Here is a 10,779-nt window from a genome sequence, read left to right as displayed (position 1 = left end):
TCCCCCGGGGCGCGACGGCTAAATCCCCCCCCCCCCCCCCTACCCGCCCCGTACCCGGGGGCGCTGCCCCCGGACCCCCCGCTCCTCAAGCGCCGGAGGGGCTGACTTCTTCTCGTCCGGCGCTGGAAAGTCTTGGCCCGTCCGGCGATTGAGGACGAGGCCGTCAGGCCGAAGCGGGGGTCTGGGGGCGCAGCCCCCAGGTTCGGGACGGGTAGGGGCGGCGGGGGCGAGGAACTTCGGTGGGGGGCGTCCGATCAGCCCGCGGCCTCGATCAGCCCCCGCATCACCCTCAGGTCCTCATCCATCTCCGGATGCCACTGGACCCCCAAGACCCAACCGGGGCAGGGGAGTTCGATCGCCTCCACGGTGCCGTCCGCGGCGTACGCGGAGATCACCAGGTCCTCCCCGAGACGGTCCACCGCCTGGTGGTGGTGGGTCGGGACCTCGCAGGGTTCCGGTACGAGCCCGCCGTACAGCGTCCCCGCGACGGGCGTCACCTCGTGGTAGCCGAAGACGCCGGGTTCCTTCACGTGCCCGTCGAGGTGCTGGACGAGCGAGCCGCCGAGGGCGACGTTCAGGAGCTGCTGGCCCCGGCAGATGCCCAGGAGGGGTGTTCCGGACTCCAACGCGGCCCGGATCAGGGCGAGTTCCCAGGCGTCCCGCTCATGGGCCGGCGGGCCCGTCCGCGGGGAGCGCTCGGCGCCGTAACGGGCGGGGTCGATGTCGGCGCCGCCCGCCACGACCACCCCGTCCAGCCGGGCGACCGTCTCGGCGGCCAGCGCGGGATCGTCCGGCGGGAGCATCGCGGCGAGTCCGCCCGCCCGCTGCACGAGCCGCGGATAACCCGCCGGAAGCAGCGCCGCCTCCAGGTGCCACACGCCCCAGCGCGCCCCGGTCTCCAGATACGTACTCACACCGATCAGCGGCCTGCTCACGCGGTTCTCCCTCGGATCCGGGTCGCCACGACGCCCATGGAGGTCAACGGAAGTCGACGGACGTCAATGGAACGGTCTCATACCTTTGCTGTCGGCGGAGGGAAACCCTCGGGTCCCTCGCGTCCCGGCCCGCTCACGTCAGGAACCCGCGCAGCAGCGCCGCCGTGCCCGCGCAGTGTTCGCGCATCATCTCCCGCGCCCCGTCCGCGTCCCCGTCGAGGACCGCCTCGACGAGGGCGGTGTGCTGGCGCTGGGAGTGCTCCAGGTTGCGGACGAGGAGCGGGATGCAGTCGAGGAGGTCGTTCACGGACGCGCGGACGGCCGCGTAGCGGGCGGTGAGCGAGGGGGAACCGCTCAGCTCGGCGAGCGTGAGGTGCAGCAGGGTGTCCGCGCGCCGGTAGTCGGTGAGCGGCGCGTCGGCGGTTCGCGCGAGCGCGGCGCGCAGCCGGTCCGCCTGCCCGGCGCCGAGGCCGTGCGCCGCGCACAGCCCGGCCGCTCCCACCTCCAGGACCTCGCGGAAGCGCAGGACGTCCTCGATGTCGACCGAGGCGACCCGGCGGCGCAGCTCGTGCTCGTCCGGCGCGTCCGCGCGCGCCAGCACGAACGTTCCGCCGTACCGCCCGCGCCGCGACTCCACCAGGCCCTGGTCCTGCAGCACCTTCAGGACCTCGCGCAGGGTGACCCGGCTGATCCCGAGCCGCTCCGCCAGCTCCCGCTCGGCGGGCAGCCGTTCCCCGCCCGGCACCAGACCCAGCCGCACGATCTGGAGGATCTGCTCCAGCGCCTCCTCGAAACCGTTGCCCGCCCGCACCGGCCGCAGCACCGGCGTCAGCCGGTCCTGTGGCCCCCGGCCGGCTTCCGCCCCTGTCATCCGGTCGCGCCCCCTTCCCAAGCAATGGTTCTCCGCAATACCTTATGGCTCTCGGCTGACCCAAGGAGGCTTTTCCGGTGGCAGACCGCACACCCCCGCTCGCCGTCGAGGAGCTGCGCGCTCTCGTGGCGGCCGGTGAGATCGACACCGTCGTCCTGGCCTTCCCCGACATGCAGGGCCGGCTCCAGGGCAAGCGGTTCGCCGCACCCTTCTTCCTCGACGAGGTCCTGGAACACGGCACGGAGGGCTGCAACTACCTCCTCGCCGTCGACACCGACATGAACACCGTCGAGGGCTACGCCATGTCCTCCTGGGACCGGGGCTACGGCGACTTCGCCATGCACCCCGACCTCGGCACCCTGCGGCGCGTCCCGTGGAACGAGGGCACGGCCCTGCTCATCGCCGACCTCGCCTGGAACGACGGCTCCCCGGTGGTCGCCGCACCCCGGCAGATCCTGCGCCGCCAGCTCGACCGCCTCGCCGAACTCGGCTACACCGCCCAGGTCGGCACCGAGCTGGAGTTCATCGTCTTCAAGGACACCTACGAGCACGCCTGGGACACCGGCTACCGCGGGCTCACCCCGGCCAACCAGTACAACATCGACTACTCCGTCCTCGGCACCGGCCGTATCGAGCCCCTGCTGCGCCGCATCCGCAACGAGATGCAGGCCGCAGGACTCACCGTCGAGTCCGCCAAGGGCGAGTGCAACCCGGGCCAGCACGAGATCGCCTTCAAGTACGACGAGGCCCTCGTCACCTGCGACCAGCACGCCGTCTACAAGACGGGCGCCAAGGAGATCGCCAGCCAGGAAGGCGTCTCGCTCACCTTCATGGCGAAGTACAACGAGCGCGAGGGCAACTCCTGCCACATCCACCTCTCGCTCGCCGACGCCGACGGCACCAACGCGATGGCCGGCTCCGCCCAGGACCCCGGCGGCATGTCGGAGGTCATGCGCCACTTCCTCGCCGGACAACTGGCCGCGCTGCGCGACTTCTCGCTCCTGTACGCGCCCAACATCAACTCGTACAAGCGCTTCCAGCCCGGCTCCTTCGCGCCGACCGCCGTCGCCTGGGGGTACGACAACCGCACCTGCTCCCTGCGCGTGGTCGGCCACGGCCGGTCGATGCGCTTCGAGAACCGGCTGCCCGGCGGCGACGTCAACCCGCACCTGGCGGTCGCCGGACTCGTCGCGGCCGGTCTGTACGGGGTCGAGCACAAGCTGGAGCTGCCCGAGGCATGCGCCGGCAACGCCTACACCTCGGAGTACGACCACGTCCCCACCACCCTGCGCGAGGCCGCCGAGCTCTGGGAGAACAGCCCCATCGCCCGCGCCGCCTTCGGCGACGAGGTGGTCGCGCACTACCGCAACATGGCGCGCGTCGAGCTGGAAGCCTTCGACGCCGCGGTGACCGACTGGGAGCTGCGCCGCTCCTTCGAACGCATGTGAGGACCGCCTTGCCGTACCCGTACACCTCGCCCCCGTACGACCACGAGCTCCGGGTGCTGAACCCGGCCACCGAGGAGGTCCTCGCCACCGTCCCGGCCGCCTCCGTCCAGGACGTCGACGCCGCCGTCGCGCGGGCCACGACGGCACAGGCCCGCTGGGCCGCCCTCGCACCGGGCGACCGTGCCCGGCTGCTGCGCCGCTTCGCCGCCGTCGTCGACACGCACGTCGAGGAACTGGCCCTCCTGGAGGTCCGCGAGGCCGGCCACACCCTCGGCAACGCCCGCTGGGAGGCCGGCAACGTCCGCGACCTGCTCGACTACGCGGCCGGCGGCGTCGAGCGGCTGACCGGACGTCAGATCCCGGTCGCCGGCGGACTCGACATCACCCTCCTCGAACCGCTCGGCGTCGTCGCGGTCATCGCGCCCTGGAACTTCCCGCTGCCGATCGCCGCCTGGGGCACCGCACCCGCGCTCGCCGCCGGCAACGCCGTCATCCTCAAGCCCGCCGAGACCACCCCGCTCACCGCGCTGCGGCTCGCCGAACTCGCCCTGGAGGCAGGCCTGCCCGAGCACCTCTTCCAGGTGCTGCCGGGCGCCGGGCCCGTCGCGGGCGACGCGCTCGTCGAACACCCCGGCGTCGCGAAGATCGTCTTCACCGGATCGACCGCCGTGGGCAAGCGGGTGCTCGCGAAGGGATCCGCCCTCCTCAAGCGCGTCACCCTCGAACTCGGCGGCAAGAGTCCCAACATCGTCTTCGCGGACGCCGACATCGAGGCCGCCGCGGCGGCCACCCCGATGTCCTTCCTCGACAACTCCGGCCAGGACTGCTGCGCCCGCACCCGCATCCTCGTCCAGCGCTCCGTCCACGACCGTTTCCTCGAACTCCTCGCCCCCGCCGTCGAGTCCGTCGTCGTCGGAGACCCCTCCGACGAGCGGACCCAGATGGGCCCGCTGATCTCCCGGGTCCAACTGGACCGCGTACGGTCCTACGTCGACGCCGACGCGCCCGGCATCCGCGGCAAGGCCCCCGAGGGGCCGGGCTTCTGGTTCGCGCCCACCGTCCTCACCGGAGTCGAGTCCCACGCGCGCGTGGCCGTCGAGGAGGTCTTCGGGCCCGTCGCCGTGGTGCTGCCCTTCGAGGACGAGGCCGACGCCGTGCGGCTCGCGAACGCCACCGACTACGGCCTGTCCGGCTCGATCTGGACCCGTGACGTCGGCCGCGCCCTGCGCGTCTCGCAGGCCGTGCGGGCCGGCAACCTGTCCGTCAACTCGCACTCCAGCGTCCGCTACTGGACCCCCTTCGGCGGGTTCAAGCAGTCGGGGATCGGCCGCGAACTCGGCCCGGACGCCCTCACCGCCTTCACCGAGACCAAGAACGTCTTCATCAGCACGGAGGGCCCCGCACTGTGACCGAAGCGACCGAAGCAAACATCTGCCGCCGGCTGGTCGGCCGTACCGCCGTCATCACCGGCGCCGGCAGCGGCATCGGCCTCGCCACCGCCCGCCGGCTCGCCTCCGAGGGCGCCCGGGTGGTCTGCGGCGACATCGACGAGCGCAGCGGCAAGGCGGTGGCCGAGCAGGTCGGCGGGACCTTCGTCCAGGTCGACGTCACGGACCCCGAGCAGGTCGAGGCGCTCTTCAGGACGGCGTACGACACCTACGGCTCCGTGGACATCGCCTTCAACAACGCCGGCATCTCACCGCCCGACGACGACTCCATCCTGGACACCGGCCTGGAGGCCTGGAAGCGCGTCCAGGACGTCAACCTCACCTCCGTCTACCTGTGCTGCAAGGCCGCCATCCCCTACATGCGCCGCCAGGGCAGGGGCTCCATCATCAACACGGCGTCCTTCGTGGCCCGGATGGGCGCGGCGACCTCGCAGATCTCGTACACCGCCTCCAAGGGCGGCGTCCTCGCCATGTCCCGCGAACTGGGCGTCCAGTTCGCGCGGGAGGGCATCCGGGTCAACGCGCTGTGCCCCGGCCCGGTCAACACCCCGCTCCTCCAGGAGCTGTTCGCCAAGGACCCCGAGCGGGCCGCGCGCCGCTTGGTGCACATCCCGGTCGGACGGTTCGCCGAGGCGGACGAGATCGCGGCGGCCGTCGCCTTCCTCGCCAGCGACGACTCCTCCTTCGTGAACGCCACCGACTTCCTGGTGGACGGAGGCATCTCGGGCGCGTACGTCACGCCTCTGTAGCCCCTCGCCGGGTACCGTCCACTGGTCATGCGACACCGACAGAACCGACGAAACCCGCACATCCTCGCGTGGACCCTGGCCGCGGCCGCCCTCCTGGCGGCCGCGCCGCCCACCACGACTCCCGCCCCTTCGAACTGCCCCCAGCTGTCCGGCGATTGGTACGGGGACAACCGTGCCCACCTCCAGGAGGTCATCGACGCCCGCGGCACCTGCGCGGGGGGCCCGGGGCACGACCGGCGTCCGGTCGCCGCGTTCGACTGGGACAACACGATCACCAAGAACGACGTCACCGACGCCACGATCTCCTGGGCCCTGCGGCACGACAGGATCCTGCGTCCGGCGCGCTGGAAGGCCACCAGCGCCTGGCTCACCGACGCCGCCGACCAGGCGCTCACCACGGCCTGCGGCACCGCCGTCCCCGTCGGCGCACCCCTGCCGACCGCCACGAACCCCCGCTGCACGGACGAGATCCTGGAGATCCGGGAGTCCGGCCGCACGATGAGCGGCGCCGCCGCCTTCGCCGGTGACTGGAACCACCGGCGCACCGTCCCGCAGTACGCCTGGGTGCCCCAGCTGTTCGCCGGACACACCCCCGCCGAACTCTCCTCGTACGCACGGCACGCCCGCACCGAGGCCCTCGCCGCACCCGTCGGCTCGACCCGCACCCTCGGCACCCACACCGTCCCGGCGTACGTCCGCTACTACGCCCAGCAGCGCGACCTCGTCCGTACCCTCCACCGTGCCGGATTCGACGTCTACATCGTCTCGGCCGGCTCCGAGCCCGTCACCGAGGTCTGGTCGCGCGGCGTCGGCATCGACGCCGCGCACACCATCGCGATCCGCTCCGTCCTCGACCGGCGCGGCCGGATCACCACGTTCAACCAGGGCTGCGGCGGCGTCCCCGCGAACCGCGGCGCGGCCATCCCGTACATCGACGGCAAGCGCTGCTGGATCAACCAGGAGATCTACGGCGTGCGCGGCGCGGCGGCCTGGCAGCGGCAGGACGCCCGCCACAGGACCGCGATCGCGGGCGGCGACGCCGACACCGACGTCACCTTCGTCGCCGACGCCACGGGCGCGCACCTCGTCATCAACCGCAACAAGAACGAACTCATGTGCCGGGCGTACGACGACGCCGACGGCCGCTGGGTGATCAACCCGATGTTCATCGAGCCGCTGCCCCGCAAACAGGGCCTCTACCCGTGCTCCACGAGCGCCTACACCGCCCCCGACGGCACCCTCCGACCCCTCCGCAGGCCGGACGGCTCGATCGTGCCGGACCTCGCCGACACCGTGTACTGAGGTTCGCGGCACGTTTTAGAGTGCCGGGATGAGCATGACGCCACCTCCCGGCTGGTACCGCGATCCCTCGTACCCGCTCGTCGAGCGCTGGTGGGACGGGGCCGCCTGGACCGACCACCGGCGTACGCCCGACCCGGTCCGACAGCCGCTCCCGGTACCGCCGGAGGCCCGCCCGCCCGGGGGCGCCTCCGGCCGTGCCAAGGCCGTCGCGCTCGGCGGCGCCGCCGTCGTCCTCGTCGCCGCGATCGTCACCGGCGCGGTCCTGCTGCGCCTCGACCACGGCGACGGGGAGACGGCCGCGCAGACCACCCCGGCGGTCGCGTCCCCCGCGGACACCGACGGACCCTCGCCCACACCGTCCGGACCCTCGCCCTCGGCCGGCGATCCGTCCGTCGTCGTGGACCAGCTCAACGGCATCACCCTGCCGTTGCGGTCCGGCTGGACCAGGCCGAAGTACATCGCCGACCACGACGTGGTGATGACCACCCCGGGCACCTACGACTGTCCGGGCGACCCCGGCCTGTGCCGGCACGGACAGGTCAGCTCGCGGACGGCCACGGCCACCGACGTGACCTCCCCGAAGGCCCTCGCGGAGGGCGACATCAAGGACGCCGTGGACAGCGTGTACGACCGTGACCTGCTCGGCAGCAGACCCTTCCGGGGCGTCACCTCCCACACCCTGGTCAGGGCCGGCTCGGTCGCCGTCGCCGGACGCGCCGGGTACTTCGTGCGCTGGAAGGTCAAGACCCGTGTGGGGCCCGGAGGTTACGTCGAGTCGCTGGCCTTCCCGTCCAGCGTCGGCACGCAGGCCCTGGTCATCGTCCGGTTCGCCTTCGACGCGGGCGCGGACGGGCCGCCGCTGTCCGACATGGACCGGATCACCAGGGGGATCCGGTCCGTCGGCGGCACGAACGCGGGCGGTGGGGTGGGCAGCAGCATCGGCCCGTCGAACTGAGCGAGCGGCTCAGAGGAACGTGTGCCCCTCACCGCGGTAGGTCGGCACGGTCGCCGTCACCGCGTCTCCCTCGACCAGGTGCAACGCGTCGAACCGCTCGCACAGTTCACCCGCCTTGGCGTGCCGGAACCACACCTTGTCGCCGATCAGCAGATCGTCCGCGGGGGATCCGAGCAACGGGGTCTGCACCTCGCCCGGGCCCTCCTGCGGGTCGTACGCCAGTCCCTCCGGAAGGTAGGGGACCGGCAGCCGGTCGGGGCCCGCCGCACCGGACGCCGGATAACCGCCGCCCAGCACCGTCACGATCCCCACGCCCGGCCGCCGCACGACGGGCTGCGCGAACAGCGCCGCCGGACGGCCGCTGAACGAGGTGTAGTTGTCGAAGAGCCGCGGCACATAGAGCCCCGAGCCCGCCGCGATCTCGGTCACCGCGTCCTCCGCGGCCGTGTGCTGGACGCTGCCGGTACCACCGCCGTTGACGAACTCGAGGTCGGGCTCCACGGCCCGTACCGCGCGGACCACCTCCGCGCGACGCCGCATGAGTTCCTTGCGGGCGGTGGCCTGCATCAGCCGCACGGCCCGCGAGCGCAGCGGCCGCCCCGCGACGGAGTCGCCGACGCCCGCGATGTGTCCCTCGTAGGCCATGATCCCCACGAGCTTGAACCCGGGTGCCCGCTTGATCGCCCGGGCCAGGTCCGCGACCTGGGCGGGGGAGTGCAGCGGCGAGCGCAGCGCCCCGACCCTGACCCGGCCCCCGAACAGTTTCAGCGCGGTGTCCAACTCCAGGCAGACCCGGACGACTTCGGTGCCACCCTGGCGCGCGTCGTCGATCAGCCGCAGCTGTGCCGGGTCGTCGACCATGACGGTCACCGCGGCGGCGAGCTTGGGGTCGGAGGTCAGCTCGGCGTAGCCCTTGCGGTCGGCCGAAGGGTAGGCGAGCAGGACGTCGTCGAAACCGGACCTGGCCAGCCACAGCGACTCGGCGAGGGTGAAGGACATGATCCCCGCGAAGCCGTCCCGGTCCAGGACACGTTCCAGGAGGGCACGGCAGCGCACGGATTTGCTGGCGACACGGATCGGCTTGCCGCCGGCCCTGCGGACGAGATCGTCCGCGTTCGCGTCGAAGGCCTCCAGGTCCACGATCGCGACGGGGGCGTCGAGGTGAGCGGTGGCCCGGTCGTAGCGGGCCCTGTCGGCGGCACGGGCAGTCATGCACGCAGCCTGCCAGACTCGATTACCGCAGGGTAGGGGGACGTTCCGGGCAGATGCCCCGGGGCTTCGGACTGGTTCCCTCCGGACGCGCGTCAACCCGTAGAGTGACGCGGACGCAGGGAGGAACGACCTTGCCCCGGCGGGCCCTGCCCGGGGTGACGGTCCACCGGTACGGGTATGCGTGCTCGTGACGGGCCCCTTCCGCACAGGAACGGCCCGGATGGACTCCGCGAGGGCCGGCAGCCCGGTACGAGGAAACGGGGGGTGCATGAGCACGGAAGCGCGTCGCGCCGCCCCTCCGCCGCGCCCCTCCGGGCCACCGTCGTCCGAACACCCGCCGACCGCGCACCCCGAGGCGGACCCGGAGCCCACGGACATCCCGGCCCTCACCGAGACGCCGGAGCCCCCGCAGCCCTCACCCCCTCCGCGGTACGCACCTCCCTCGACGACACCCCCCGCGCCTTCCTACGCACCGCCGTCGCCCGCGTCTCCTTACGCACGGCCCTCGGGATCCGCCGCGTCCGCGCAGGCCTCGACCTCGTTCGCGCCGCCCGCCGCGTCCCCGCTGGTCCCGCCGCGTCCGGCGACCCCGCCGATGCCGGCCGGTCCACCGCCCGTCCCGGGCGCCCGGGAACCGGAGGCGCCGCAGGCTCCGACGTCCGCGCCCCGTCCGGAACGGCTTCCGGCGGGCGGCGAGGCCTGGGAGCCCGAGCGCGGCGTCCCGTCGGCCGGGACCACGGCGTCCGGACGCGGCTACGCGCCCCCGATCGAGGGGGAGTCATGGTCCGACGAACCCCCGCCGCGGCAAGCGAAGGAACGGTCCCCCGTACCCCCCTCCGCCCCCGGCCGGGGCACCGCATCCCGACCGCCCGCCATCCCGGAAGAGGGCACCCAGTCCCCATATCGGTCCACGCGGGAACAGGGCACCGAGCCCCGCTCCCCGTCCACCCCCGAACAGGGCACCGAGCCCCGGTACCCGTCCACGCCGGACGGGAGCGCCGCACCCCGGGACCTCCCCTCGTCCCGACAGGGCGCCGACTTCGGCAACCGGTCGGCTCCGGGTCAGGGCGCGGCCTCCCGCGACGCGTCGGCCTCCGGCCGGGGCGCCGCATCCGGCGACCCCTCCTCGACCGGCCGGAACGCCGACTTCAGGAACCCGTCGGCCCCGGGTCCGGGTGTGACGTCGAGCAATCCCTCGTCCCCCGGCTCTCCCGGTCGGGCTGCCGCGTCCCGGTACCCGTCCACGCCGGACGGGAGCGCCGCACCCCGGGACCTCCCCTCGTCCCGACAGGGCGCCGACTTCGGCAACCGGTCGGCTCCGGGTCAGGGCGCGGCCTCCCGCGACGCGTCGGCGCCCGCCCGGGGCGCCGCGCCCCGGCATCCTTCCTCGCCCGGTCAGGGCGCCGCATCCCGGTCGCGGCAGGCCGCGCCGTACCCCGGTGCGGGGGTTCCGCCCCGCCCTGCCGGACCGCCCCGGGGGGCGGATCCGTCCGTGCCGCCGCAACCCGAGGGGCCGACGGCCGAGCGGGCAGCCTCGGAGCGTCAACAGGAGCGGTACGGAAGGGAGTTCGGTGCTGTTGACGATGTGTCGCCGGCTTCCGGTCAGGAGCCCCCGCGCTTCCCGCGGCTGCGTCCCGGGGCGATGACCCCGCCGCCGCCCGCGGCCACCGCACGTTTCCCCGACACGCCCCCCGCCACGGAGGACTCCCCGCGCAGCGGCCGGGTGCCCCACCCGGCCCCTCCGTCGCGGGCCGAAGCGCCAGGGCGTTCCGCCGTTCCCGGTGAGCGGCCCACGGAGACGACCCGACGGCTGCGGCCCATCCGTACGGAGACACCCCCCGCGCCCCCCGCCGCGGATC

At 73.4% G+C, this 10,779-nt stretch carries 8 protein-coding genes; 5 read left to right on the top strand and 3 right to left on the bottom strand.

Annotation, left to right across the window (positions count from 1 at the left end):
- Nucleotides 1-254: 254 nt before the first annotated feature.
- Both AB0C62_RS20190 and AB0C62_RS20185 read right to left on the bottom strand, forming a co-directional pair.
- On the bottom strand, nucleotides 255-935 hold the full coding sequence (locus AB0C62_RS20190; protein WP_362974930.1) for a gamma-glutamyl-gamma-aminobutyrate hydrolase family protein: 681 nt from the start codon (nucleotides 933-935) through the stop codon (nucleotides 255-257).
- Nucleotides 936-1,068: 133 nt separating this feature from the next.
- Nucleotides 1,069-1,806, bottom strand: coding sequence for an FCD domain-containing protein (locus AB0C62_RS20185; RefSeq protein ID WP_362974928.1), 738 nt, complete (start codon nucleotides 1,804-1,806; stop codon nucleotides 1,069-1,071).
- A gap of 77 nt (nucleotides 1,807-1,883) precedes the next feature.
- Between AB0C62_RS20185 and AB0C62_RS20180 the strand changes: the two genes are divergently transcribed.
- Genes AB0C62_RS20180 through AB0C62_RS20160 form a run of 5 tightly spaced genes read left to right on the top strand, consistent with a single transcriptional unit; the run spans nucleotide 1,884 to nucleotide 7,708 of the window.
- Nucleotides 1,884-3,254 (top strand): glutamine synthetase family protein, encoded by a 1,371-nt coding sequence (locus tag AB0C62_RS20180; protein ID WP_362974926.1) that lies wholly within the window; start codon nucleotides 1,884-1,886, stop codon nucleotides 3,252-3,254.
- Nucleotides 3,255-3,262: 8 nt separating this feature from the next.
- Nucleotides 3,263-4,663, top strand: a complete 1,401-nt coding sequence (locus AB0C62_RS20175; RefSeq protein WP_362974924.1) for an aldehyde dehydrogenase family protein — start codon at nucleotides 3,263-3,265, stop codon at nucleotides 4,661-4,663.
- On the top strand, nucleotides 4,660-5,451 hold the full coding sequence (locus AB0C62_RS20170; RefSeq protein ID WP_362974922.1) for a 3-oxoacyl-ACP reductase: 792 nt from the start codon (nucleotides 4,660-4,662) through the stop codon (nucleotides 5,449-5,451). Before AB0C62_RS20175 ends, AB0C62_RS20170 begins: the two co-directional genes overlap by 4 nt.
- 27 nt (nucleotides 5,452-5,478) lie before the next feature.
- Nucleotides 5,479-6,753, top strand: coding sequence for a haloacid dehalogenase-like hydrolase (locus AB0C62_RS20165; RefSeq protein WP_362974920.1), 1,275 nt, complete (start codon nucleotides 5,479-5,481; stop codon nucleotides 6,751-6,753).
- Between the two features lie 28 nt (nucleotides 6,754-6,781).
- Nucleotides 6,782-7,708 (top strand): DUF2510 domain-containing protein, encoded by a 927-nt coding sequence (locus AB0C62_RS20160; RefSeq protein ID WP_362974918.1) that lies wholly within the window; start codon nucleotides 6,782-6,784, stop codon nucleotides 7,706-7,708.
- A 9-nt stretch (nucleotides 7,709-7,717) separates the two neighbouring features.
- Here the strand turns inward: AB0C62_RS20160 and AB0C62_RS20155 are convergent, their stop codons facing one another.
- Nucleotides 7,718-8,920 (bottom strand): amino acid deaminase/aldolase, encoded by a 1,203-nt coding sequence (locus tag AB0C62_RS20155; RefSeq protein ID WP_362974916.1) that lies wholly within the window; start codon nucleotides 8,918-8,920, stop codon nucleotides 7,718-7,720.
- Nucleotides 8,921-10,779 lie beyond the last annotated feature (1,859 nt).

Source organism: Streptomyces sp. NPDC048643 (assembly GCF_040650615.1).
In the GTDB taxonomy this organism is placed as follows: domain Bacteria; phylum Actinomycetota; class Actinomycetes; order Streptomycetales; family Streptomycetaceae; genus Streptomyces.
This window is presented reverse-complemented; position numbering and strand designations above follow the sequence as displayed.